This window comes from Amycolatopsis sp. NPDC045836 (assembly GCF_056431745.1).
The window spans coordinates 1-24,476 of record NZ_JBWKKF010000024.1 but is presented as its reverse complement, the minus strand read 5'-3'; the positions used below and the strand labels follow the sequence as shown (position 1 = coordinate 24,476).

The following is a 24,476-nucleotide window of genomic DNA, read 5'->3' as shown; positions in this document are numbered from 1 at the left end:
GGTGATCACATCCGGAAAACGCCGTAGGAAACTTCTTCGAGCGGGGCGTTGGCGGCGGCCGACAACGCGAGGCCGACCACCGTGCGGGTGTCCGCCGGGTCGATCACCCCGTCGTCCCAGAGCCGCGCGGTCGAGTAGTACGGGCTGCCCTGCTCCTCGTACTGCTCGCGGATCGGGTCCTTGAACGCTTCCTCGTCCTCGGCGGACCACTCGCCACCCCGGCCTTCGATGGCGTCGCGGCGCACCGTCGACAGCACCGACGCGGCCTGCTCCCCGCCCATCACCGAAATGCGCGCGTTCGGCCACATCCACAGGAACCGGGGTGAGTACGCCCGCCCGCACATCGAGTAGTTGCCCGCACCGAACGAGCCGCCGATGATCACCGTCAGCTTCGGCACCCGCGCGCAGGCCACCGCGGTGACCATCTTCGCGCCGTGCTTGGCGATGCCGCCCGCCTCGTAGGCGCGGCCGACCATGAACCCGGTGATGTTCTGCAGGAACAGCAGCGGGATCGAGCGCTTGTCGCACAGCTCGATGAAGTGGGCGCCCTTCATCGCCGACTCGGCGAAGAGCACCCCGTTGTTGGCGATGATGCCGACCGGGTGGCCGTGCACGTGCGCGAACCCGGTGACCAGGGTGTTGCCGTACTCCTTCTTGAACTCGGCGAACCGGCTGCCGTCGACGATGCGGGCGATCACCTCGCGCACGTCGTACGGGGTGCGCGAGTCCGTCGGCACCACGCCGTACAGCTCGGCGGGGTCCACCGCGGGCGGCTCGACCGGGCGCACGTCCCACGGCCGCGGGCGGCGCGGGCCGAGCGTCGAGACGATCGACCGGACGATGCGCAAGGCGTGCGCGTCGTCGGTGGCCAGGTGGTCGGTGACCCCGGACTGACGGGCGTGCACGTCGCCGCCGCCCAGCTCCTCGGCGGTGACCACCTCACCGGTCGCCGCCTTCACCAGCGGCGGGCCGCCGAGGAAGATGGTGCCCTGGTTCCGCACGATCACGGCTTCGTCGCTCATCGCGGGCACGTACGCGCCGCCCGCGGTGCACGAGCCGAGCACCGCGGCGATCTGCGGGATGCCGCGTGCGGACATGGTCGCCTGGTTGTAGAAGATGCGGCCGAAGTGCTCGCGGTCGGGGAAGACCTCGTCCTGGCGCGGCAGGAAGGCGCCACCGGAGTCCACCAGGTAGAGGCACGGCAGGTTGTTGTGCAGCGCGACTTCCTGCGCACGCAGGTGCTTCTTCACCGTCATCGGGTAGTAGGTGCCGCCCTTGACGGTGGCGTCGTTGGCCACGATCACGCACTCGCGGCCGGACACCCGGCCGACACCGGTGATGATGCCGGCGGCGGGCGCCTCGTCGTCGTAGAGGCCGGTCGCGGCCAGCGGCGACAGCTCCAGGAACGGCGAACCCGGGTCGAGCAGCGCGTCCACCCGGTCGCGGGGCAGCAACTTGCCGCGTTTCACATGCCGGGTGCGGGCCTTCTCCGGGCCGCCCACCCGCGCCTGCGCGAGCCGCTTGCGCAGGTCCTCGGCCAGCTCGGCGTGACCGGTGGCGTATCGGGCGTAGTCCTCGCTCCGCGGGTCGGCGGAACTGCTCAGCACCGGGGTGTCCATGGCTCCTCGCGACAGGGGTTAGCGGTCGTTAACACCAGGATCGATGTTAGCGACCACTAACCAGCCTGTCCAGGGCGTGGCCGCCGCTGAACAGCTTCCAGCAGAAACCGCTCCTCCGCTCACCGGCACGAGGCTCGACGACGTCTTCGCCAGCGCTTCGAAACGGGCGCGAACGGCAGGCGAACCACCCAAACCGGCGACGGCGGCGTCGAGGCCGGCGAACTTCGTCGGCGGACGGCCGGGCAGCACGGGCAGGTCGAACGGGTTCGCGGTGGAGTGCGGGTGGGCGAGTCAGCGGGACGCGCTCGGCGAAGACCGGGTCGCCGCCGAGGCCGAGCACGGCCGAACCGCCGCCGACGCCGATGGCCCGCCCCGCGGCCGGCAGCGCGACGAGGTCGTCGCCGAGGGACGCGGGGCGGGCGGAAACGCGGTCGTGGCGGAGCCGCGGTGGTGCCGGTGGGTCAGGGCGTGCTGCAGCTGACCGACGGCGCCGCCCACTGCCCGTTCGCCATCACGGTGAAGCCGAACGTGGTGGTGCCGTTCGCCGGCAGGTTGCCGTTGCCGTTCGGCTTCATGGTCATCACGTTGCCGCTCCAGTCCCAGCTCGGCGTGCCGTTCCAGGTGGTGGAGACCTTCTGCGGCGCGGTCACCGTGACGGTGGCCGTCCAGCTGCTGATCGCCGACGCGCCCGCGGTGATGGTCACCTGGCCGTTGAACCGGTCACCCCACTGCTGGGTCCGCTGGTAGGTCGCGGTGCAGGAGGCCGGGTTGCCGGGGTTGCCCCCGTCCGAGGGCGCGACCGCCTGGCCGGTGCTGGTGGAGATCATGCCGGCGCACAGGTTCCGGCTGGCCAGCCCGGCGGCGATCTGCGGGATGGCGTTGATCGTCGACTGGTAGCCGTCGTGCATCAGGATCACGCCGCCCGGCTGCAGCTGGGCCGCCGCCTGCACGATCTGGCTGGTGCTCGCGCCGTTCCAGTCCTGCGAGTCGACGTTCCACAGCACCTCGGTCAGCCCGAGTTGCTGCTCGACCGACTTCAGCGTGCTGTTGGTCTCGCCGTACGGCGGCCGGAACAGCTTCGGCGTCTCACCCGTGGCCTGCTGCAGCGCCTGCTGCGTCTGCGTCAGCTCAGCGGTCATCTCCTGCGCCGACAACTGCGTCATGTGCGGGTGCGACCAGCTGTGGTTCCCGACCCACATCCCGGCGTCGCGCTGGCTCTTGGCCAGCGAGGGGTTCTGCTGGACCTTGTTGCCCACGTTGAAGAACGTCGCCCGCAGTCCGGCCGACTTCAGCGCGTTGATCAGCTGCGTGGTGGTGCCGCTGATCGGCCCGTCGTCGAAGGTCAGTCCCACGTACCCGGCGGAGCAGGACCCGCCCGGGCTGCCGCCGCCGGCGTTGAGCGCGCTGAGCACGGCGTCGTAGGCGGACTTCTTCTGCCCGTTGCCGTTCCACAGCAACGGGGTGTCGTTCGGCCGCCACGAGTCGCTGTCCCGGATGCCCCACACGGTGATGCCGTTGCAGCGCGGCACGGCGAGGCAGTCCTTCACCACGTTGCTGTAGGTGGTCGGCGACGCGCCCTGGATGTCCAGTTCGGTGATCTGCACGTCCACGCCGAGCGCCGCGAAGCTGGACAGCGTGGTGCGGTAGTTCGACGGGTACGGCGAGCCGCTGTTGAGGTGCGACTGGAAGCCGACGCAGTCGATCGGCACGCCGCGGTTCTTGAAGTCCTGCACCATCCTGTAGACGGCCTGGGTCTTGGCGTGGGTCCAGTCGTCGGTGTTGTAGTCGTTGTAGCAGAGCTTCGCACCCGGATCGGCCGCGCGCGCCGCCTTGAACGCCGCCTCGATCCAGTCGTTGCCGGTGCGCTGCAGGTTGGAGTCGCGCCGGGCTCCGCTGCTGCCGTCGGCGAACGCCTCGTTCACCACGTCCCAGGCGACCACCTTGCCCCGGTAGTGGGTGGCGACCTGGGTGACGTGGTTGAGCATCGCCTGGCGCAGCGGGCTGCCCTCCATGCCCTGCATCCACCCCGGCTGCTGCATGTGCCAGGCCAGCGCGTGCCCGCGGACCTTCATGCCGCGGCTGAGCGCGTGGTTGACGATCTGGTCGGCCGCCCCGTAGGAGAACTGGTTCTGGCTGGGCTCGGTGGCGTCCATCTTCATTTCGTTTTCGGGCGTGACGCTGTTGAACTCGGTGTTGAGGATGCCCGTGTAGGTGGAGTCGTTCAGCTTGTGCGCGGCGACCGCGGTGCCGAAGTAGCGGCCGCTCTCCGCGGCGGCGGCGCCCAGCGTGGTCGCCGCGTTCGCCACCCCCGGCAGCACCACCACGGACAGGGCACCGAGCAGCCCGGTCAGACCGGCCACCGCGGCCCATCGCCTGCCTCTTCGGGGGGACCTGCCGGCGTCGATGACAGCAGTTTCGGACATCACTTCCTCCAAGGGGTGCGTTCCGAAAGTTTCGGGGAGAATAATGAAACCTTTCGGACGGTAAATCCGCTGGAGAATGGTGTCAAGCAACGTGAACCCGGATGGAGCAAGTCGAAAATTTCGGTCCTGGACAGCAAAAAAGCCGGAGGGGTCAGCCGTGCAGGCGGCTGACCCCTCCGGCGATCCGGCGGACCCGCGGACTCAGCCGGCGGCCGAGTTCAGCGCCGCGAGGTAACCGAGCTTCTGCCCGTTGGCGGTCGGGTGGTACGACTCGTCGACCGGCCAGGTGAGGCTGTGCAGCCAGCGGTCCGAGGAGCAGATCTCGTGCCCGGTGAACACGTTGCGCACGTCGACGAAGGTGAAGCCGGCGCTGGACGCCCGCGAGGAGGTGACCGAAGCCAGCGCGTCCGCGCCGGAGTTGATCGCGGACCGCTTGGTGTCGCTCAGGCCGACGTCGCACGAACCCGGCACCTTGTAGAAGCGCGGGTAACCGAGCACGTACACCTTCGCGCCCGGCGCCTTCTGCTTGATCTTGCTGTAGACGCCGTCGAGCAGCCCCGGCAGCGTGTTGTTCACGTAGGTCTTGGCCTCGGCGACCCGGTTCACGCAGGCCTGGTCCGAGCCGAGCGTGCAGTCGGTCATCACGTCGGCGAAGCCCGCGTCGTTGCCACCGACCGAAACGGTGACCACACCGGTCCCGGAACCGACGCTGTCCAGCTGGCTGAGCACCTGCGAGGTGCGGGCACCGGAGCAGGCGAGGAAGTTCAGCGAGGCACCGTTCGCACTGGCCCAGAGCTTCGGGTAGGCATTGGCGCTGCGCTTGCAGGAGCCCGAGTCGCCGTAGCTGCCGGCGCCGAGCCCGGAGGAGTAGGAATCGCCCAGCGCCACGTAGTTGGTCGCGGCCGAGGCGGGGATCGTGAAGCCGAGCAGGGCGAGCGCGGCGACGAAGGCCACGGTGAGCGCGCGCCGCGCGGGCAGGGTCGGTTTGTGGTCGGACGAGACCATCGGTTACTCCTTAGTAAGCCCCCAACGTGAAGAACAAGTACCACGTGGGAAATACACGTGGAAGCACGATCCGATGACGTAACACGACTGGACCAGGCCGAAAGTCGCCCGTCCGGATTGCCCCGTTGTTAGCGATCGCTAACCTGCTGCTCTACCATGGGGTGATGCCAGCGCACCCGACCCCGCTCGTGCACGGTGAGAAGGCCAGCAGGCGCGAGCAGATCCTGGCCGCGGCCGCCGAACTGTTCGCCCGCCACGGGTTCCACGGCGTGGGGATCGACGACATCGGCGCCGCCGTCGGCATCTCCGGTCCCGCGTTGTACCGCCACTTCCGCAGCAAGGACGCCATGCTCGGCGAGATGCTGGGGTCGATCAGCCGGTACCTGCTCAACGGCGGCAAGGCGCTGGCCGAACTGCACGCGGGCGCCGGCCTGCTCGACGCGCTGGTGCGGTTCCACGTGGACTTCGCGCTCAGCCAGCCCGCGCTGATCACCGTGCAGGAGCGGAACCTGGCCAACCTCACCGACGCCGACCGCAAACAGGTTCGCGCGCTCCAACGCCAGTACGTGGAGCTGTGGGTCGAGGCGATCCGGAGCACCGTGCCCGAAGTCGGTGAAACCCACGCGCGCTCTTCGGCACACGCCGTGTTCGGCCTGATCAACTCCACCCCGCACAACCGCTATCTGGCTGACGAAGAACTGGCCGAACTGCTCGAACGGCTGGCGCTCGGTGCCCTTCGCGCCGCCCGGTGACGCACGGCTCCCGATAGTCACCCGGGAGTGGTCCCAAAGGTGGCCGGGCTGGTGTTTGATAGGCACGTGCAGCCCGACAGGAGCGACGACGAGCACCGGCGGCTCGTGGAGAAGGCGCAGCGCGCGCTGGTGGCGATGCGGTTCGGCGAGGACGCGGACGCGCTGGACCAGCTGGCGCCCGCCGGCGCCGGCCTGCCCGAAACCCGCGAGCTGATGCTGCTGCTCTTCGGCGAGTGCAGTGCGATGGTGGCCACCCTCGGCGACGGCGGGACCGCGCCGGTCAAGGTGCAGGTGTTCGACGAAGCCGGCGAAGAGGTCTCCATCGACCAGGCCGACCCGCCGGTCCGCACCGCGGTCCGGACGCTGCTCGCGGAGGTCCACGGCAACACCGAGGCGGCGCAGGAACAGCTGGAGATCGCCCTGTCCAGCGCGGCCCCGGAGGAGGTCGACAGCCTGGTGCTGCAGGCACTGCGGTGGACCATCCGGCTGTCCACCGAGTGCCTCGACCGCGACCTCCCGGTGACCGCCTGGATCTCCGAGGCCCTCGCGGACTAGGGCGTGGCCTGCCGATCCCCTGCGTGATCGTGTGCAGCTGATGGGGTGTGGTGGGACGTGGTGAGCTGGGCACCCCGGGAGGACAACGGCGAGTTCGTGATCGGCGTCGGTTCCACGAGCGTGCGGGCGCATCAGCACGCGGCGGGTGCCCGGAAAAAGGGGGCTGCGCGGACTGGATCGAAGACCTCGCGGTCGACGGGGAATGCCTGGGGCGCTCCCGGGCGGGCTGACGGCCAAGCCCCACCTGGCCGTCGACCACGCGGGCTTGCCGCCAGCAGTCATTCCTCACGCCCGGCCAGGCTGGGGACAATCCGCAACTACTGCCGCTGTTCGAGGAGATCCGGGGCCTCGAGGTGGACGGGCAGAGCGTGCGGGTCGGGCGGGTGCTGGCGGAGAAGGCTTACACCCACCCGAGCACCCGCCAGGCGCTGCGAGAACGCAGGATCAAGGCCACCATCCCCGAACGAGCTGACCAGATCACCCGCCGCAAAGGGGCGAGGATGGGCCGGTGGCAGGCCACCGGCCTTCGACCCCGGCCTCTGCGAGCTGCGCAACGTGGTCGAGCGATGCTTCAACCGGCTCAAGCAGTTCCGCGGCCTGGCCACCCGCTACGCCACACGAGCCGCCTACCACCGCGCCGAGATCATCCTCGCCTGCATCGTCCTCCGCCTCCGATGAAGATCCCCAGGACACGGCTTGGGTACTGCCCGGCGGGCCGCGCTCGTGCTCTTTCGCGCAGCCTCGCCGGAGAGCGCCTAACCCAGCAGCGGTTTGAGCAGTGCGGCGATCTGGGCGGTTTCGATCAGGAACGAATCGTGGCCGTACGGGGAGTGGATCACCGCCGCCTCCCCCGCACCCGGGATGCCCGCCGCCAGTTCCACCGACTGCGAGAGCGGGTACAGCCGGTCGCTGTCCACCCCGGCGACCACCGTGCGCGCGGTGACCCGCGCCAGTGCCGCCGCGATGCCGCCACGGCCGCGGCCCACGTCGTGCGAGTTCATCGCGCGCGTCAGCGTCACGTAGCTGCCCGCGTCGAAGCGCCGCACCAGTTTTTCCGCGTGGTGGTCCAAGTAGGACTCCACGGCGAACCGGCCGTCGCCCTGCGGGTCGCGGCCGAAGCGCCGCTGGAGCTCGGGGGCGCTCCGGTAGGTCACGTGCGCGATCCGCCGCGCGATGCCGAGGCCGTGGTCGGGGGCCTCACCGGTGCCGTAGTAGTCGCCGCCGTGCCAGTGCGGGTCGGCGGTGATCGCGTGCAGCTGCGGGGACGCCCACGCGATCTGGTCCGCCGAAGCCGCCGCCGGCGCGGCCAGCACCAGCAGCGCCGCCACCCGCTCGGGGTGGCCCACCGCCCATTCCAGCGCCCGCATCCCGCCCATCGACCCGCCCAGCACCGCGGCCCAGCGGGTGATGCCGAGCGCGTCGGCCAGCACGGTCTCGGCGAACACCTGGTCGCGGATGGTCAGCGCCGGGAACCGGCTGCCCAGCGCCCGGCCGTCGGCGTCCGAAGAGGACGGTCCGGTGGAGCCCTGGCAGCCGCCGAGCACGTTCGGCGCCACCACGAAGTACTCCTCGGTGTCCACCGGGCGCCCCGGCCCGACCAGCGCGTCCCACCAGCCGGCGCTGGGGTGGCCCTCGCCGGCGGGACCGGCGACGTGGCTGTCACCGGTCAGCGCGTGCTCGACCAGCACCGCGTTCGACGCGTCGGCGTTCAGCTCACCCCAGGTCTCGTAGGCCAGTTCGAAGCCGGGCAGCACGCCGCCCTCCAGCCGGACCGGCTCGGCCCGGGTGACCCACCGGCGACGGCCCGGCGGGTCACCCGGGCGCCAGGCACCGGTCACAGAGCGGCCTTGGCCGCCCTGAACCCGGCCTCCAGGTCCGCCTTGAGGTCCTCGATGCCCTCCAGCCCGACGGCCAGCCGCACCAGCCCCGGCGTCACCCCGGACGCGAGCTGCTCCTCCGGCGACAGCTGGCTGTGCGTGGTGCTCGCCGGGTGCACGATCAGGCTGCGCACGTCCCCGATGTTCACCAGCTGGCTGTGCAGTTCCGTGCCGTCGACGAACCGGCGGCCCGCTTCGACCCCGCCCCGCAGGTCGAACGAGAGCACCGCACCCGCCCCACCGGGCAGGTACTTCTGCGCGGCCTGGTGGTACCGCGACGACGGCAGGCTGGCGTAGTAGACCTTCTCCACCTCGTCCCGCGCCTCCAGCCACTCCGCGAGCGCCTTGGCGTTCGACACGTGCCGCTCGATGCGCAGCGACAGCGTCTCGATCCCCTGCAGGATGAGGAAGCTGTTCAGCGGTGAGATGGCGGCGCCGGTGTCACGCAGCAGCTGCACCCGCGCCTTCGCGGCGTACGCACCCGGGCCGAGCGCCTCCCAGTACTTGAGACCGTTGTAGCTGGGGTCCGGCTCGTTGAAGCCGGGGAACTTCGCCGGGTTCGCGCCGAAGTCGAAGGTGCCGCCGTCGACCAGCACGCCGGCGATCGTGGTGCCGTGGCCGCCGAGGTACTTGGTCGCCGAGTGGACCACCACGTCGGCGCCGTGCTCGATCGGGCGCAGCAGGTACGGCGTGGGAATGGTGTTGTCCACCACCAGCGGGACCCCCGCCTCGTGCGCGGCGTCCGCGACGGCCCGGATGTCGAGCACGTTGCTGCCCGGGTTCGCCAGCGTCTCGGCGAAGAACAGCTTGGTGTTCGGCCGGACCGCGGCCTTCCACTGCTCGATGTCGTCCTGGTCCTCGACGAAGGTGACCTCGATGCCGAGCTTGGGCAGCGTGTAGTGGAACAGGTTGTAGGTGCCGCCGTAGAGCGAAGGGCTGGAGACGAAGTGGTCACCGGAGTTCGCCAGGTTCAGGATCGCCGCGTTGGTGGCCGCGGTGCCCGAGGCGAAGGCCAGCGCCGCCACCCCGCCCTCCAGCGCCGCCACCCGCTGCTCCAGCACGTCCTGGGTGGGGTTGTTGATGCGGGTGTAGATGTTGCCCGGCTCGGCGAGGCTGAACAGGTCGGCGCCGTGCTGGCTGTCGCGGAAGACGTACGAGGTGGTCTGGTAGATCGGCGTGGCGCGGGCGCCGGTGGCCGGGTCCGGCGCGGCGCCGGAGTGGATCTGCTTGGTTTCGAAGGACCAGCCATCGGTCATCGTTCGGCTCCTCGCGGGCTAGGGGGATTGCCCCGAAGTTAGCCACTGCCTCCGTTCGGCCCAACCGGCTCTCACGCCTTGGGAGCCGGGTACCCCATCGGGCGTACGAACCGGAGCCGCTCTGGACACGACGACGGGACCCCGGTACCCCCGCGATCCTCGACCGCGTGACCAGGTTGCGTCCCCGGACCCGCAAGTGACTGCTGTGCACCCACGTCGTCGCCTCCGTCGGCTGGCTCGGCGTGGAGCTGTCGATCCTGGTGCTCGGCGCGGTCGGGCTGCTCGGCGGCGACCCGGCCGTGGTCCGCGGGGCGCAGCTCAGCGCCGGGTTGCTCGGCGGGGTGTGCTACCCGCCAGCCAGCCTGCTCACGCTGGTTTCCGGAATCGCGCTGGGCCTCGGCACAAAATGGGGGCTGGTGCGTCACCGGTGGGTCGCCGGGAAGATCGTGATCACGCTCGGGCTGACCATCGGCGGCAATTTCGCGGTGGTCCCGGAATTCGCCGGAGCCTCGGCGCGGGCCGCCCGCGGGGAGCCCGTCGGGGACACCGCCGTCATGCTGGTCACCGCCATGAGCGCCGGGCTCACCCTGCTGCTGATCGCCACCCTGCTGTCGTTCTTCAAGCCCGGCGGCCGGATCCGGCGACCGAGGTTGCAGGCGCGGGTGGCCACCCCCGAGTATTCCTCCCATGGCGTCGGTGCAGACCGTGGTTGACCGGGTGGGGCCCACGTTGCTGCACGCCCTTTCCCTGCCGGGCGATCCGCCGCCGGTGGCCGACGTGGTGATCGCCGAACCGGGCGCGCCCAGCCACCTCGCGGCCGGTGACCTGGTGCTGGCGGTGGCGGTGACCAATCCGGCGGACGCGGTCACCCTGGTGCGCTGCTGCGCGAAGCAGGGCGCGGCGGCGGTGTTGTTCAAACCACCGCTGGCCGCCAAGCCCTCGGTGAAGCGGGCGGCCAAGGCGGCGGACATCGCGTTGATCGAGGTCAGCGCGGCCACCTCGTGGGCCCAGCTGGTGTGGTTGCTGCGGACCGTGCTGGACGCGCTGACCGACGAGGCCGAGGCCCCGGAGAACGGCGGCGACCCCGGTGGCGGTGACCTGTTCCGGCTGGCCGACGCGGTGGCCTCGGTGGTCGACGCGCCGGTCACCATCGAGGACACCAATTCGCGGGTGCTGGCCTACTCCGCCCGCCAGGACATCACCGATCCGGCGCGGGTGTCGACCATCATGGGCCGCCGCATCCCGGACGACGTGCTGGCGCGGTTCCGCTCGCGCGGGGTGTTCCGCGAACTGTCCCGCGGCAGGCAGACGATCTTCGTGCCCGAGCAGCGCGACGGCACGCTGCCGCGGTTGATCGTGCCGATCCGGATGGGCGGTGAGCTGCTCGGCTCGATGTGGGCGGTGGTGCGCGGCCCGGTCTCCGACGAACGGGCCGCCGCCTTCGCCGACGCCGCGCCGGTGGTCGCCCTGCACCTGCTGCGGCGCCGCGCGCACGCCGACGCCCAGCGCCGCGCCAGCGCCGAACTGCTGCGGGCGGTGCTGCAGGGCAAGGCCAGCCCGCGCAAGGCGGTCGCCGAGCTCGACCTGGCCGAGGTGCCGCACCGCGTGGTGGTGATCGACACCCCGGAGGACGGTTCCCGCAACGCCGAGGGCGGCAGGCTCGCCCTGCTGGAACGGATTTCCAGCGGCATCGGCTGGCGCCCGGTGGCCACCGAACTGGCCGGCCTGCTCTACGCCGTCGTCCCGGACGGCGAAGCCTGGACCGAACTGCGGGAGGTGCTGGCCCAGGCCAAGACCCGCCGCGGCGCCCCACGGGTGGCGGCGGGCAGCGCGAGCGAGGTCGCCGAGCTGGCCCGGTCGCGCGCGGAAGCCGAGGAGGCGTTCGGGCTGCTGCGGGCCGGGCTGGTGCCGGGCCGGGTGGTCAGCTTCGACGAGGCGTGGACCGCGCTGGCCCTGCACCGCACGGCGACCGCGGCCGGTGCCGCGAAGGTGGCCGAGCTCGGTCCGCTGCAAGCGATCCGCGCGTACGACGAGGCACACCGGACCGACTACACCGACACGCTCTACGAATGGCTGCGGCACCCGGGTGATCCGCGGGGTGCCGCGCAGGCGTTGCGGATCCACCCCAACACCCTGCGGTACCGCATGCGGAAGCTGGGTGAACTGGTGCCGATCGACCTGGACGACCCGGACGTGCGGCTCGCCCTGCTCACTCAGCTCGTCACCCTGCGGTGGGCCTGATAGCTGAGGTCGATCGCCCGCAGGCGGTCCGGGCGCAGCCGCAGCCAGCTGGTCCGCGCGTCCTCGTGCAGGTAGGCGCGGAACCGCTCGTCCCAGCGGGATTCGTCGGCGCCGAGGTAGCGGCTCAGCTTCCGCCTGCCCCGCGGGACGTCGAACGGCAGCAGTTCCGCCCGGCCACGCGCCTGCACCTGGCGCACCAGGCCGGTTTCCGGTTCGCAGACGTCGACCACCAGCGCCAGCACCGGATCCGCGGTGACCAGGGCGGGCAACCGCGACCACGGGCCGGTGAGGATCCAGAACGCCCCGTCCTCCCAGAGGTACCAGGTGGGCCGCACGCTCGGCCCGGCCGCGGCGACCCTGGCGGTCAGCGGCCCGGCGAGGAAGGCGTCGACGTCGAAGGGGCTCACCGCAGCAGTCCGGCGACCTCGCCGAGCAACTCGATCTGCTCGCCGCGGTCACCGGTGAACGGCATCGCGGCGATCCGGTCCACCCCGGCGTCGGCGTAGGCCGCGAGCCGGTCGGCGACCCGCGCCGGGCTGCCGGTCACCAGTGCGTCCCGCGCCTGCGCCTCGCTCATCCCGTACCCGGTGAGCGAGCGGACCTGGGCGTCGAGCACCGCCTCCGGGACCGGGCCCAGCGCGAGGCTGACCCCGGCGGTGATCCGGGGCGTGGGCCGCCCGTGCTCCGCCGCCAGCTCGGCCAGCCGCTCCCGTTGCCCGGCGATCCACGGTGGCGACGAGAACGCGGGGAACCATTCGTCACCGAACCGCGCCACCCGCCGCAGCAACCCCGGACCGCTGCCGATGACCAGCGGCGGCACCTCCGCGCCCGGCGCCAGCGCGAACTCCACACCGTCCACAATGGCCGGTTTGCCGGCGATCAGGTCCGGCAGCACCGCCAGCGCCGCCGTGGTCCGCTCGCCCCGCTCGGCGAACGGCACCCCCGCCGCGCGCCAGCCGAGGTCGCCGTGCGCGTCACCGCCGGTCCCGATCCCCAGCAGCACCCGGTTCCCGGACAGCAACTGCAGCGTCGCGATCTGCTTCGCCACCCAGGCCACCGGCCGCAACGCCAGGACCAGCACGCCGAAGCCCACCTTGATCCGGCTGGTGGCGGCCGCGGCGGTGGTCAGCGCGACGATGCTGTCCATGCGCGGCGACGCGGTGATCAGGTGATCGCCGACCCACACCGACTCCAGGCCCGCGTCCTCGGCCCGCCGTGCGTGCGCGACGAACGATTCCGGCGTGGAACCGTCGAGGTAGACACCGAGCTTCACCGGACCTCCAGCAGGGTTTTGCCGATCGTGGTGCGGGCTTCGATCGCCGCGTGGGCGTCGGCCGCGCGGTCCAGGGGGAAGCGCTGCCCGATCAGCGGTCGCAGCCGTCCGGCGGCGGCCTCGGCCAGCGCGCGGCGGGACAGCTCCGGCAGTTCCTCCGGCTTCGCCAGCGGCCCCCGCTCGACCCGCACCCCGCGGGCTTCGGCGTCACCGAGTTCGGCGGCCTCCCCGCTGGCCTGCCCGAACACGAACACCCGGCCACCCGGCGGCACCGCCTCGGCGGCCGCCCGGCCGATCTCCCCGCCGACCCCGTCGAACACCACGTCGACCGGCACGGCCCAGCCGGGCTCGCGGTAGTCGACGGTGACATCGGCCCCGAGTCCCTTCGCCACCGCCAGCTTCTCCGGTCCGCCCGCGGCCGCCACCACCTCGGCACCGGCCGCCTTGGCGAGCTGGACGAGGAGGCTGCCCACCCCACCGGCGGCCGCCTCGACCAGCACGCGTTCACCCCCGGTCAACGCCGCCGCGCGGATCAGCACCACCGCGGTCCGCCCGTCCGCGAGCAGCGCCACCGCCTCGTCCAGCCCGAGTCCGGGCGGCACTTCGAGCACGTTCCCCGCCGGTGCGACCGCCCGCTCGGCGTAACCGCCGGTTCCCCGCAGGCTGCTCACCACGCGCTTCCCCACCAGCGACCCGTCCTCGGCCGCCAGCACCACCCCGCCGACCCCGTTGCCCGGGACCACCGGCAGCTCCCGGCCGAACGGCCCGAAGCCGGTGCGCCGGAACTGCGTCTCGACGTAGGTGACCCCGGCGAACGCCACGTCGATCAGCACTTCACCCGGTCCGGGCACCGGCTCCGGGGCCTCCCCCGCGACGAGCGCCCCTGGCTCGCCGAACTGCCTCAACCACACCGCTCTCATGGGGACCACCTTGTGATCTCCAGTTCGGTGGAGGTCAAGAGTTGTGCTGGCAAAACCACCAGCGCAGTTCAATCCTGTCCGCGCAGCACGATGACACCGCCGTCCGAGTGCATCACCGTGAACAAGAGCACTTCCCAGACCACCGCCCGAGGAGGCAGCCGTGCGGATCGCCGTCCCCCGTGAGATCAAGACCCACGAGTACCGGGTCGCCCTCACCCCGGCCGGGGTGCACGAGCTGACCCGCCGCGGTCACGACGTCTTCGTCGAGGCCGACGCCGGGCTCGGCTCGGCGATCACCGACGACGAGTACCTGGCGGCCGGCGCGAAGATCGTCGCCACCGCCGACGACACCTGGGCCGAGGGCGAGCTCGTGCTCAAGGTCAAGGAGCCGATCGCCGAGGAGTACGCCCGCCTGCGCGCCGACCAGGTGCTGTTCACCTACCTGCACCTCGCCGCCGACCAGCCGCTGACCGAGGCGCTGCTGAAGGCCGGGACCACCGCCGTCGCCTACGAGACCGTGCAGCTGCCGAACGGCGCGCTGCCGCTGCTGGCGCCCATGTCGGAGGTCGCCGGACGGCTGGCCCCGCAGGTCGGCGCCTACGCGATGATGAAGCCGAGCGGTGGCCGGGGCGTGCTGCCCGGCGGCATCCCCGGCGTGCACCCGGCGCGCGTGGTGGTCATCGGCGGCGGGGTGGCCGGGCTGAACGCCGCCCGCGTCGCGCTGGGCCTCGGCGCGGACGTCGAGATCCTGGACACCAACGTCGACCGGCTGCGGCAGATCGACAACGACTTCGGCGGCCGCATCCGCACGGTCACCTCGAACGCCTTCTCCGTCGAACAGGCCGTGCTGGCGGCCGACCTGGTGATCGGCGCGGTCCTGGTGCCCGGGGCCAAGGCGCCGAAGCTGGTCTCCAACGAACTGGTCTCGCGGATGAAGCCGGGCAGCGTGCTCGTCGACATCGCGATCGACCAGGGCGGCTGCTTCGCCGATTCGCGCCCCACCACCCACGACGAGCCGACCTACCAGGTGCACGAGTCGGTCTTCTACTGCGTGGCGAACATGCCGGGCGCCGTGCCCCGGACCTCGACCTACGGGCTGACCAACGTGACCCTGCCGTACGCGGTGGCGCTGGCCGACCGCGGCTGGCAGGCCGCGCTGCGGGCCGACGCCAGCCTGGCGAAGGGCCTCAACACCCACGCCGGGCAGCTGACGAACGAGCCGGTCGCCGTCGCGCACGGCCTCGCCCACACCCCGCTTTCGCAGGTCGTCTGAGGGCTCACGCCTCCGCGGCGATGCCGAGGAGCATCCGGTCCAGGCCGTACTCGAACAGCGCGTCCGGATCGGTGCCCTCGGTGAGCCCGAGGTACCGGAGGACCCGCGGGAACCGGTCGCCGTACACCGCGGTGAACCGCTCCGCGACGGCGGCGTTCATCTCGTCGAGGCTCGGCCCGTCCGGCCCGAGGCTCTGGGTCCACTTCACCTCGTTGAGGGTGAAGCCGTAGACGTAGTTGTTGAGCGCCCCCGCCGCGGAGACGATCTGCTCGCGCGGCAGCGGTGAATCCTCGAGGGCGCCGACGAACGCGTCGTACACGCGCATCGCCTCCGGCCCGGCGTTGAGCATCACGCCGACCACCGCGCTGATCCAGGGGTGCGCGTGCACGACCGCGCGCACCCCCTTGGCGATCGACCGCAGCCGGTCGGCCCAGTCGTCGTCCTCCGGCGGCAGCTCGATCTCCCCGAACACCGCGTCCAGCGCGAGTTCCAGCAGGGCGTCCTTCGTCGGCACGTGCCAGTAGAGCGACATCGGGGCCACGCCGAGCTGGGCGGCGAGCTTGCGCATGGACAACGCCGCCAGCCCGTGGCCGTCGAGCACCTCGACGGCCACGCGCACGATCTGCTCGCGGGTCAGGCCCGGTTGCCGGGAGGTGGTGGCCCGGCGTTCGGTCAGCCAGATGCTGTCGAGCCACGGTCCCTCTCCGGTCACGCGGTCACCCTATCGGCGCCTTCCCGGCGCAGGAGCACCCAGGCGAGCGCGCCCGCCGCCACCGCGGCCACCGCCCCGCACAGCAAGCTCAGCGAGATCCCGTCGACGAAGGCGTCCCGCACCTGGTGCACCGCTTCGGGCGAACCGGCTGCCCGCAACGCCAGGCCGACCGACCGCTCCACCCCGTCCGGCAGGAACGGCGGCAGTTCGGCGGCGAACCGCGCGGCCACCAGGCTGCCGAGGATCGCCACCCCCAGCGAGGTGCCGAACTCCTGCAGCGTGGAGGTCAGCCCGGAGGCGATCCCGGCGCGCTCCCGGGGGATCGCGCCCATCAGCGCGTTCGCCGAGGTGGGCATGGCGATGCCGACCCCGGCGCCGACCAGCACCAGGCCGAGCAGCGTCGGCCCGTACCCGCTGTCGGTGGCGGCGAAGCTGAGCGCGAACAGGCCGCCGCCGAGCACGGTCAACCCGGCGGTGATGGTCGCCGGGACGCCGATGCGGGCGCTGAGCTTCGGGCTGGCCGGGGTCACCACCAGCACGCTGATCGCCAGCGGCATCACCCGGAACCCGGCTTCCAGCGGTGAGTACCCCAGCACGAACTGCAGGTACTGGGTGAACAGGAACAGCGAACCGCCCATGGCGAAGGCGACCAGCGCGTTGCTGGCGACCGCACCGGTGAACCGCGGGTTCCGGAACAGCGCGAGGTCGAGCATCGGCTCGGCGGTCCGGCGTTCCCAGGCGGCGAACGCCGCGGCGGCGACCAGCCCGGCGGCCAGCGGCACCAGCACCCGGCCCGAGCCCCAGCCGTGCTCGGGCACCGAGATGATGCCGTAGACCACGCCCACGCTCATCACCACCGACAGCAGCACCCCCGGCAGGTCGAGGCGGCGGCTCGACGGCGCCTTCGACTCCGGCACCAGCAACGCGATGGCCGTGATCGCGAGCGCGCCGACCGGCAGGTTGAGCACGAACACCGAGCCCCACCAGAACCGCTCCAGCAGGCCGCCCCCGATCACCGGCCCCAGCGCGAACCCCAGCGACGACACCGCGGACCAGGCGGCGATCGCCTTCGGCCGCTCCCGCTCGTCGAAGATCTGCACCAGCACGGCCAGCGTGGCCGGCATCAGCAGCGCCGCCCCGATGCCCATGCCGCCGCGCGCCAGGATCAACTGCAGCGGCGTCTGCGCCAGCGCGGCGACCGCGGAACCGCCGGTGAACAGCACCAGGCCGATCAGCAGCGCCCGCTTGCGGCCGAAGCGATCGGCGAACGAACCGGTGGTGAGCAGCAGCCCGGCCAGCACCAGCGAGTAGGCGTTGAGCACCCACTGCACCTCGGCGGTGGTGGCGCCGAGCGAATCGGTGATGGCCGGGATGGCCACGTTGAGCACGGTGTTGTCCAGCAGCACCACGAGCAGCGCGAGGCAGAGCACGGACAGGATGGCCCACCTGCGCGGGTGCCCGGCGGGCGAGAGCTGGGTCATGCCGGAATCCCCCTTACAGCGTACGAGTCCCTTACACCGTACGAGACTGTGAGGGCGTGCGCCACCGGGTTCGCGATGAGCGGAAGAAGGGGGTGGACATGAAAGCGGCGGCCCGCTCAACCAGCCTGGGGGTCACTGGGAGCGGGCCGCCAATGCACAGTGTAGGCACTATCGCCGGGCTTCGCCCCCCGGGGTCGGCAAGTCGCGGAGATTGGTTGTCCACCGGGAGCAAGCGAATCCGGTGGAAGACCCGGTGCCGGTGCGCCGACCTGCGGTTTCGCCCCGAGTACCCCGGGAAGTGACCGAGCGAGGCAGTGACAAAAGTGACGGAGATCGCGCTACGAGGGCCCGCGTAGGGCAGGATGCCACCCACAGCAAGCCGACGATCGGGGGAGAAATGCACGACGGCAGTGGCCGCATCGTGGTGCAGAACCTCACCAAGCAGTTCGGGCCGGTGACCGCGGTGCAGAACCTGAGCTTCGTGGTGGAGCCGGGTTCGGTGACCGGGTTCCTCGGCCCCAACGGCGCCGGCAAGACCACCACCCTGCGCATGCTGCTGGGCCTGGTCAAGCCGACCGCCGGGACCGCGACCATCAACGGGCGCCCGCACGACCAGCTGGGCAATCCGGCCAGGGTGGTCGGCTCGGTGCTGGAGAACGAGGGCTTCCACCCCAAGCGCACCGCGCGCAACCACCTGCTGGTCTACGCCGCCGCGATCGGCGTGCCGGACCGGCGGGCCGACGAGGTGCTCGGCCTGGTCGGGCTCAGCTCGGCGGCGCACCGGAAGGCGGGCGACTTCTCGCTCGGCATGCGCCAGCGGCTGGCGCTGGCCACCGCCCTGCTCGGCGACCCGCAGGTGCTGGTGCTCGACGAACCGGCGAACGGGCTGGACCCCGAGGGCATCGCCTGGCTGCGCACCTTCCTGCGCTCCTACGCCGGTGGCGGGCGCACCGTGCTGGTGTCCAGCCACCTGCTGGCCGAGGTGGAGCAGACCATCGACCAGGTGGTCATCATCAGCCGCGGGCAGACGATGTACCACGGGCGGGTGGACCAGCTCCGCGGTTCGCAGCAGGCCCGGGTGGTGGTGCTGCCCGGTGACAGCGCCAAGCTGGGCACCGCGCTGAAGGAGGCCGGGGCCGCCGACGTGCAGCCGATGCCGGACGGCTGGCTCACCGTGGCGGGTGCCACCGCCCGCCAGGTCGGCGACCTGGCGTTGCAGCAGGGCGTGCCGATCTACGGGCTGCGCGAGGAGACCGCGGACCTGGAGAAGCTGTTCTTCCAGCTGACCGCGGGCCAGTTCAGCGCCCGGCAACCGCCACCCGGCTGGGGGCCACCACCACAGCAGCACCAGCAGTACCAACAGCAGCAGCAGTGGGGAGGTCAGCGCTGATGGGCAGGCTGATCAAAGCGGAGTTCCGGAAGACGCTGTCCACCAAGAGCTGGTGGGGCCTGCTGATCCCGGCGGTGCTGTTCGCCTTCGTCTTCTCGCTCGGCTGGGGCTTCACCACCAACGACTTCGCCGACTTCCTCGGCAGCTCCGACACCCGCGAGCTGACCAGCATGCTCGGCATCAACCCCGGCGAGTGGCCGGTCGGCCTGCTGGCGATGGCGCACGGCATCAACGTCGGCACGCTGTTCCCGGTGATCTTCGGGGTGTTCGCGCTGGCGGGTGAATACTCGAAGAAGACCATTTCGACCACCTTCCTCACCGCGCCGAACCGCGGCATGGCGCTGAGCGCGAAGATGATCACCTACGTGGTCTGGGGCGTGCTGTACGGCGTGGTGCTGGTCGGCGCGGCGTCGCTGGGCACGGCGCTGACCGTGGACAGCGCGCTGATGCCGAGCGCCCCGCAGTTCCTCGGCGTGCTGGGCGCGGGCATCCTGGCGACCGTGCTGGCCACCCTGTTCGGCATCGGCGTCGGCGCGGTGTGGAACAGCGTGGTGGGCAGCGTCATCACCCTGGTGATCTACCTGCTGGTCGTGGAGAACCTGCTGGTCATCATCGCCTTCGGCTGGCTGGACGTGACCTGGCTGGGCGGGGTGCTGCCGAACGGCACGGTCAACGGCATCGTCGGCGCGATCGGCGCGGAGGCGTTCGGTGCGGCGGGCGTCACCCTGCCCGGCCTCGACGACGAACTCCAGTGGGCGCTGCAGTTCGCCGCGGGTGCCCCCGGCACCTTCTCGTGGTGGGCCTCGGCCCTGATCTTCGCCGCCTGGACCGCCATCTTCTTCGTCGGCGGCTGGCTGGTGAACCAACGCCGGGACATCACTTGAGTCCTCGGCCTCGGCTCCGCCGAGGCGCGGGGGGAGGGGAACTGCGCTGCGCGGCAATTGTCGGTGATCGCGCCTAGCCTTGGCGATCGTGACCACTGCCCCACCCCGGCCTCGCACCGAGGCCCCGCCCGAACCCCCCGAAGCGGCCAGGCCCGGCTGGATCCGCCGGCTCGCCGCGGCCTGCTGGCGCCACCGCGTGCTGGTCGTGCTGTCCCTGTGCGCGGCCGTGTTCGGCGTCGGGCTGCAGGCGGTCGGGCCGCTGGTGGTGCGTGCCGCGGTGGACGACGCGGTGGCCGGGCGGACCGCCCAGCTCGGCCTGCTCGCCGGGCTGCTGATCGGCTTGCAGGTGCTCACCTTCGGCACCGCCTTCCTGCGCCGGTACGTCGGCGGGCGGCTCGCCCTCGACGTGCAGCACGACCTGCGCCAGGCGGTGTTCGGCGCGGTGTCCCGACTCGACGGTGGCAAGCAGGATTCCCTGCGCACCGGCCAGATCGCCTCGCGGGCGATCACCGACCTGCAATTGGTGGTCAGCATCCTGATGCAGGTGCCGCTGTCCGCCGGTTCGGTGATCTTCGCGCTGCTCGCGCTCGGCGCGATGCTGTGGATGTCGCCGCTGCTCACGGTGATCGCGCTGGTGGTCGCGCCCGGGGTGGCGATCGTGGTGGCGGTGAGCCGCAAGCGGTTGTTCCCGGCGACGTGGTCCGCCCAGCAGCGCGCCGCCGACCTCGCGCAGCACGTCGAGGAGACGGTCACCGGCGTGCGCGTGGTCAAGGGCTTCGGCCAGGAGGCCAGGGAGGTCGCCCGGCTCGAACGCACCGCGCGGAAGCTGTTCGGCGAGCGGTTGCGCGCCGCCCGGCTCACCTCCTTCCCCGCCGCCACCACCGCCGCGCTGCCCGCCGCCGGCCAGGTCGCGGTGCTGGGCGTCGGCGGCATGCTGGCGCTCGACGGCCAGGTCAGCCTCGGCACCTTCCTCGCCTTCGCCACCTACGTGGCCGCGCTGACCGGCCCGGCCCGCATGCTCTCCAGCCTGATCGTGCAGGCGCAGCTCACCCGTGCCGGCGCGGAACGGGTGTACGAGCTGATCGACGCCCAGCCCGAGGTGACCGAGAAGCCGGACGCCCGGCCGCTGCCGCCCGGCCCGCTGGGCATCCGGTTCGACGACGTCCGGTTCGGCTACACCCGCACCGAACCGGTGCTCGACGGCTTGTCGCTGCACGCCAGGCCGGGCGAGACGCTGGCGCTGGTCGGCACCGCCGGCTCCGGCAAGTCGACCATCTCGCTGCTGCTGCCGCGGTTCTACGACGTGCACGGCGGATCCGTCCACATCGGACAGGACGACGTGCGCGACCTCCGGCTGACCGAGCTGCGGCAGGCCATCGGCGTGGTGTTCGAGGAGGCGTTCCTCTTCTCCACATCGGTCCGGGACAACATCGCCTACGGCAAACCGGACGCGAGTGACGAGGAGGTCGTCGCGGCGGCGAAGGCGGCCGAGGCGCACGAGTTCATCGAGGCCCTGCCGGAGGGCTACGAGACGGTCGTCGGCGAGCGCGGCCTCACGCTGTCCGGCGGGCAGCGCCAGCGGCTGGGCCTGGCCCGCGCGCTGCTCACCGATCCCCGGGTGCTGCTGCTGGACGACGCCACGTCCGCGGTGGACACGGCCACCGAGGCGGCGATCTACCAGACGCTGCGCGCGGTCACCGCCGAGCGCACCACGCTGCTGGTCGCGCACCGGCGGTCGACGCTGGCGCTGGCCGACCGGATCGCCGTGCTGGACGCGGGCCGGGTGGTCGACGTCGGCACGGCGGCGGAACTGGAAGAACGCTGCCGGCTGTTCCGCGAACTGGTGGCCGGGCCCGACGAGAGCGTCGAGTCGGTGCACCACTGCACGCCGCTGCGGCCCAACGCCGACGGCGTCACCCCGGAGCTCTGGCCGGAAGACGAGCACGAGGACGAGGTCGCGCGGCGGGCCGAAGCCGCCGAGCAGCGCACCGGCACGCCGAGCCCGCGGGCGCTGAGCGGTCCCCGCGGCAGCGGTTCGCTCGACCTGCCGCCGACCGAGGAGTTGCTGGAGGGCGTGCGGAAGCTGCCGCCCCTCCGCGACGAGCCCGCGTTGCGGGGCATGGACGCGACCGCGCCGGATCCGCGGTTCCGGCTGGCCCGGATGCTGCGGCCGGTGCGCTGGCTGCTGGCCGGGGTGGTCGCGCTGGTGGCGGCGGACGCCGGGGCGAGCATCGCGCTGCCCGCGCTGTACCAGCAGGGCGTCGACCGGGGCGTGCTCGCCGGTTCGGTCACCGCGATCTGGGTGGTGGCGGCCATCGGCGCGCTGGTGATCGCGCTGAACTGGCTGGTGATCGCCGCGCAGACCCGGCTGACCGCCCGCAGCGGCGAGACCGTGCTGTACGCGCTGCGCGTGCGCAGTTACGCGCACCTGCAGCGGCTCGGGCTGGACTACTACGAGCGGGAGCTGTCCGGGAAGATCATGACCCGGATGACCACCGACGTGGACGCGTTGTCCACGTTCCTGCAGACCGGGCTGGCCACCGCGGTGGTCAGCGCGTTCACCCTGGTCGGCATCTCGGTGGCGCTGCTGGTGATCGACGTCTCGCTGGCGCTGTACGCGCTGGCGGTGCTGCCGGTGCTGGTGGTGGCCACGGTGGTCTTCCGGCGGCTGGCTTCGGCGGCGTACACCGAGGCACGCGAGCGGGTCAGCGTGGTCAACGCCGACATGCAGGAGAACGTGACCGGGATCCGGGTCGCGCAGGCGTACACCCGCGAGGAGCGCTCGGCGGAGTCGTTCGCCTCCAAGAGCGACGCCTACCGCCGTTCCCGGCTGCGCGCGCAACGCTACATCGCCACCTACTTCCCGCTGGTGACCATGCTTTCCGGGATCGCGGAAGCCGTGGTGCTGGTGGCGGGCGCGAACCGGGTGGCCGAAGGCACGCTGTCGGCCGGGGTGCTGCTGGCGTTCCTGCTGTACCTGGGGCAGTTCTTCTCGCCGATCCAGCAGCTCTCCTCGGTGTTCGACGGTTACCAGCAGGCGAAGGTGGGCCTGCGGCGCATCGGCGACCTGCTGCGCACGCCGAGTTCCGTGCCGCCGGCGGAGAACCCGCGTCCGGTCCCCGCGCGCCTGCGTGGCGAGGTGACCTTCGATTCCGTCGACTTCGCCTACGCGGGCACGGAGACCAAGGCCCTGTCCGGGGTTTCGCTGGACGTCCGGCCGGGCGAGACCATCGCGCTGGTCGGTGCCACCGGGGCGGGCAAGTCGACCGCGGTGAAGCTGGTGGCGCGGTTCTACGACGTGACGGACGGGGTGGTGCGCATCGACGGGGTGGACGTGCGGGAGTACGACCTGGCCGCGTTGCGGGGGCGGATGGGCGTGGTGCCGCAGGAGGCGCACCTGTTCTCGGGCACCGTGGCGGACAACGTGCGCTACGGCCGCCCCGCCGCCACGGACGCCGAAGTGGAAGCCGCCGTGCGTGCCGTCGGTGCGCTGGAGGGCGTCGCCGCCCTGCCGCACGGCTTCCGCCAGCCGGTCGGGGAACGGGGCCGCTCGCTGTCCGCGGGGCAACGGCAACTGGTCGCACTGGCGCGCGCGGAACTGGTGGACCCGGACATCCTCCTGCTGGACGAGGCCACCGCCGCCCTGGACCCGTCCACCGAAGCCACCGTCCTGCAGGCGACGGAGCAGATCACCCACCGGCGCACCACGTTCGTCGTCGCGCACCGCCTCGCCACCGCCGCCCGAGCCGACCGGATCGCCGTCCTGGCCCACGGCCGCATCGTGGAACTCGACACGCATTCCGCCCTGCTGGCCGCTCGGGGCGCCTACGCCCACCTGTGGCACCTGAGCACCTGACCCCCTCACGCCCGCCGCACCCGACCCCCACCTTCACAACCCAGCCGCACCACCGCCCGTCCGCCCGCTCCAGCCGCCGAACCCCATCCCCACGCACCCGAACCGCGCTCCCGCAGCCGACCCTCACGCCCGCCGCACCTGACCCCACGTTCGCAAAACCAGTCATCCACCAGCCGCACCACCGCTCCCGAACCGCCCCGGCCGACCGCCGCGCGCGTCAGCCCCTGCCGCACCACGGTCGCTCACTCGGCAGCCGCCAACACCGAAAAGCGGGTGCTCGAGGCACCCCTCGCTGTCACCATCACGGACATGCAGGACATTCCGTACCGCCAGATCCGCGCCTCGTACACCGAGACCACGATTCGCGTCTACCAGGCGTACTCCCCCGCCATCGCGGAACCGGCGCTCGCCGCCGGTACCTTCGTGCCCCCGTTCAAGCGCGGGCGCATGACCTGGATCAAACCGTCCTTTCTCTGGATGGCCTACCGCTGCGGCTGGGCGAGCAAACCCGGGCAGGAGCGCGTGCTGGCGATCGACATCACCCGCGAGGGCTTCGCCTGGGCCCTTCGCCACGCCGCCATGAGCCACCCCGACGACAACGAGGACCACGAGCAGTGGGCCAGGAGCCTCAGGACCGCCCCCGTGCGCATCCAGTGGGACCCGGAGCGCGGGCTGCGCCACCAGCCGCTGCCCCACCGTTCCATCCAAATAGGACTGAAGGGTGAAGCCGTCGACCGCTACCTCGACGAGTGGATCACCGGCATCACCGACGTGACCGCGACCATGCGGCGCATCGGCGAACTCGTGGAGAGCCGGGACGAGGAACTGGCCAGGGCGCTGCTCCCCGACGAGCGTCCCTACCAGCCTAGGTGTGATGTCCAGGGAGGTTGGTCAGGCGGGTGATGGGTGGCTGGCCTTCGGTGGATGAGTGGGGTCGGTGGTGATTGTAGAAGTGGAGC

Annotated in this window: 20 protein-coding genes and 1 pseudogene; 10 read left to right on the top strand and 11 right to left on the bottom strand. The window is 71.8% G+C overall.

Annotated elements, in window-relative coordinates; genetic code table 11:
• Positions 1-5: 5 nt before the first annotated feature.
• From AC07EG_RS33385 to AC07EG_RS33370, 4 genes and pseudogenes are all read right to left on the bottom strand, one after another.
• A complete protein-coding gene (locus tag AC07EG_RS33385) occupies positions 6-1,619 on the bottom strand; it encodes a carboxyl transferase domain-containing protein (RefSeq protein WP_478257229.1) in 1,614 nt (537 codons plus the stop codon).
• A 461-nt stretch (positions 1,620-2,080) separates the two neighbouring features.
• Positions 2,081-2,446 (bottom strand): cellulose binding domain-containing protein, encoded by a 366-nt coding sequence (locus AC07EG_RS33380; protein WP_478257297.1) that lies wholly within the window; start codon positions 2,444-2,446, stop codon positions 2,081-2,083.
• A gap of 189 nt (positions 2,447-2,635) precedes the next feature.
• Positions 2,636-4,042, bottom strand: a pseudogene (locus AC07EG_RS33375) (endo-1,4-beta-xylanase); the annotation flags it as partial.
• 201 nt (positions 4,043-4,243) lie between these two features.
• Positions 4,244-5,047, bottom strand: coding sequence for an SGNH/GDSL hydrolase family protein (locus AC07EG_RS33370; RefSeq protein ID WP_478257228.1), 804 nt, complete (start codon positions 5,045-5,047; stop codon positions 4,244-4,246).
• A 164-nt stretch (positions 5,048-5,211) separates the two neighbouring features.
• Between AC07EG_RS33370 and AC07EG_RS33365 the strand changes: the two genes are divergently transcribed.
• The 3 genes from AC07EG_RS33365 to AC07EG_RS33355 all read left to right on the top strand — a co-directional run bounded on the left by AC07EG_RS33365 (position 5,212) and on the right by AC07EG_RS33355 (position 7,032).
• A complete protein-coding gene (locus tag AC07EG_RS33365; protein WP_478257227.1) occupies positions 5,212-5,799 on the top strand; it encodes an SACE_7040 family transcriptional regulator in 588 nt (195 codons plus the stop codon).
• 66 nt (positions 5,800-5,865) lie between these two features.
• Positions 5,866-6,354 carry a hypothetical protein gene (locus tag AC07EG_RS33360; RefSeq protein WP_478257226.1) on the top strand — a complete coding sequence of 163 codons (489 nt, stop codon included), beginning with the start codon at positions 5,866-5,868 and terminating at the stop codon, positions 6,352-6,354.
• 555 nt (positions 6,355-6,909) lie between these two features.
• Complete coding sequence (locus AC07EG_RS33355) at positions 6,910-7,032, top strand: hypothetical protein (protein WP_478257225.1); 123 nt, start codon at positions 6,910-6,912, stop codon at positions 7,030-7,032.
• 77 nt (positions 7,033-7,109) lie between these two features.
• Here AC07EG_RS33355 and metX read toward each other — a convergent pair whose 3' ends face one another.
• Positions 7,110-8,192, bottom strand: a complete 1,083-nt coding sequence (gene metX, locus AC07EG_RS33350; RefSeq protein ID WP_478257224.1) for a homoserine O-acetyltransferase MetX — start codon at positions 8,190-8,192, stop codon at positions 7,110-7,112.
• Positions 8,189-9,487 carry a bifunctional o-acetylhomoserine/o-acetylserine sulfhydrylase gene (locus AC07EG_RS33345; RefSeq protein WP_478257223.1) on the bottom strand — a complete coding sequence of 433 codons (1,299 nt, stop codon included), beginning with the start codon at positions 9,485-9,487 and terminating at the stop codon, positions 8,189-8,191. Before AC07EG_RS33345 ends, metX begins: the two co-directional genes overlap by 4 nt.
• A gap of 242 nt (positions 9,488-9,729) precedes the next feature.
• Here AC07EG_RS33345 and AC07EG_RS33340 point away from each other — a divergent pair, with 242 nt between their 5' ends.
• Together AC07EG_RS33340 and AC07EG_RS33335 are read left to right on the top strand one after the other, a co-directional pair.
• Positions 9,730-10,200 (top strand): hypothetical protein, encoded by a 471-nt coding sequence (locus AC07EG_RS33340; RefSeq protein ID WP_478257222.1) that lies wholly within the window; start codon positions 9,730-9,732, stop codon positions 10,198-10,200.
• Positions 10,175-11,728 carry a helix-turn-helix domain-containing protein gene (locus tag AC07EG_RS33335; protein ID WP_478257221.1) on the top strand — a complete coding sequence of 518 codons (1,554 nt, stop codon included), beginning with the start codon at positions 10,175-10,177 and terminating at the stop codon, positions 11,726-11,728. Before AC07EG_RS33340 ends, AC07EG_RS33335 begins: the two co-directional genes overlap by 26 nt.
• On the opposite strand, the gene AC07EG_RS33330 is transcribed toward AC07EG_RS33335, so the two are convergent.
• From AC07EG_RS33330 to AC07EG_RS33320, 3 genes are read right to left on the bottom strand one after another with little or no spacing between them, the layout of a single operon-like run.
• Positions 11,701-12,135, bottom strand: coding sequence for a pyridoxamine 5'-phosphate oxidase family protein (locus tag AC07EG_RS33330; protein WP_478257220.1), 435 nt, complete (start codon positions 12,133-12,135; stop codon positions 11,701-11,703). The genes AC07EG_RS33335 and AC07EG_RS33330 overlap by 28 nt on opposite strands.
• Positions 12,132-13,001, bottom strand: coding sequence for an LLM class flavin-dependent oxidoreductase (locus tag AC07EG_RS33325; protein ID WP_478257219.1), 870 nt, complete (start codon positions 12,999-13,001; stop codon positions 12,132-12,134). The genes AC07EG_RS33330 and AC07EG_RS33325 overlap by 4 nt, the downstream gene beginning before the upstream one ends.
• Positions 12,998-13,921: a zinc-binding dehydrogenase gene (locus tag AC07EG_RS33320; protein ID WP_478257218.1), complete on the bottom strand. Its 924-nt coding sequence runs from the start codon at positions 13,919-13,921 to the stop codon at positions 12,998-13,000. Before AC07EG_RS33320 ends, AC07EG_RS33325 begins: the two co-directional genes overlap by 4 nt.
• A gap of 160 nt (positions 13,922-14,081) precedes the next feature.
• Between AC07EG_RS33320 and ald the strand changes: the two genes are divergently transcribed.
• Positions 14,082-15,194: an alanine dehydrogenase gene (gene ald / locus AC07EG_RS33315; protein ID WP_478257217.1), complete on the top strand. Its 1,113-nt coding sequence runs from the start codon at positions 14,082-14,084 to the stop codon at positions 15,192-15,194.
• Positions 15,195-15,198: 4 nt separating this feature from the next.
• Here ald and AC07EG_RS33310 read toward each other — a convergent pair whose 3' ends face one another.
• On the bottom strand, positions 15,199-15,906 hold the full coding sequence (locus AC07EG_RS33310; protein ID WP_478257216.1) for a TetR/AcrR family transcriptional regulator: 708 nt from the start codon (positions 15,904-15,906) through the stop codon (positions 15,199-15,201).
• On the bottom strand, positions 15,903-17,387 hold the full coding sequence (locus AC07EG_RS33305) for an MFS transporter (RefSeq protein ID WP_478257215.1): 1,485 nt from the start codon (positions 17,385-17,387) through the stop codon (positions 15,903-15,905). The genes AC07EG_RS33310 and AC07EG_RS33305 overlap by 4 nt, the downstream gene beginning before the upstream one ends.
• A 397-nt stretch (positions 17,388-17,784) precedes the next feature.
• Here AC07EG_RS33305 and AC07EG_RS33300 point away from each other — a divergent pair, with 397 nt between their 5' ends.
• The 4 genes from AC07EG_RS33300 to AC07EG_RS33285 all read left to right on the top strand — a co-directional run bounded on the left by AC07EG_RS33300 (position 17,785) and on the right by AC07EG_RS33285 (position 24,420).
• On the top strand, positions 17,785-18,777 hold the full coding sequence (locus AC07EG_RS33300; RefSeq protein ID WP_478257214.1) for an ABC transporter ATP-binding protein: 993 nt from the start codon (positions 17,785-17,787) through the stop codon (positions 18,775-18,777).
• Entirely contained in the window at positions 18,777-19,661 is an 885-nt protein-coding gene (locus AC07EG_RS33295) for an ABC transporter permease (RefSeq protein ID WP_478257213.1), read from the top strand. Before AC07EG_RS33300 ends, AC07EG_RS33295 begins: the two co-directional genes overlap by 1 nt.
• A gap of 88 nt (positions 19,662-19,749) precedes the next feature.
• Positions 19,750-23,517: an ABC transporter ATP-binding protein gene (locus tag AC07EG_RS33290; protein WP_478257212.1), complete on the top strand. Its 3,768-nt coding sequence runs from the start codon at positions 19,750-19,752 to the stop codon at positions 23,515-23,517.
• A 309-nt stretch (positions 23,518-23,826) separates the two neighbouring features.
• On the top strand, positions 23,827-24,420 hold the full coding sequence (locus AC07EG_RS33285; RefSeq protein WP_478257211.1) for a DUF4291 domain-containing protein: 594 nt from the start codon (positions 23,827-23,829) through the stop codon (positions 24,418-24,420).
• Positions 24,421-24,476 lie beyond the last annotated feature (56 nt).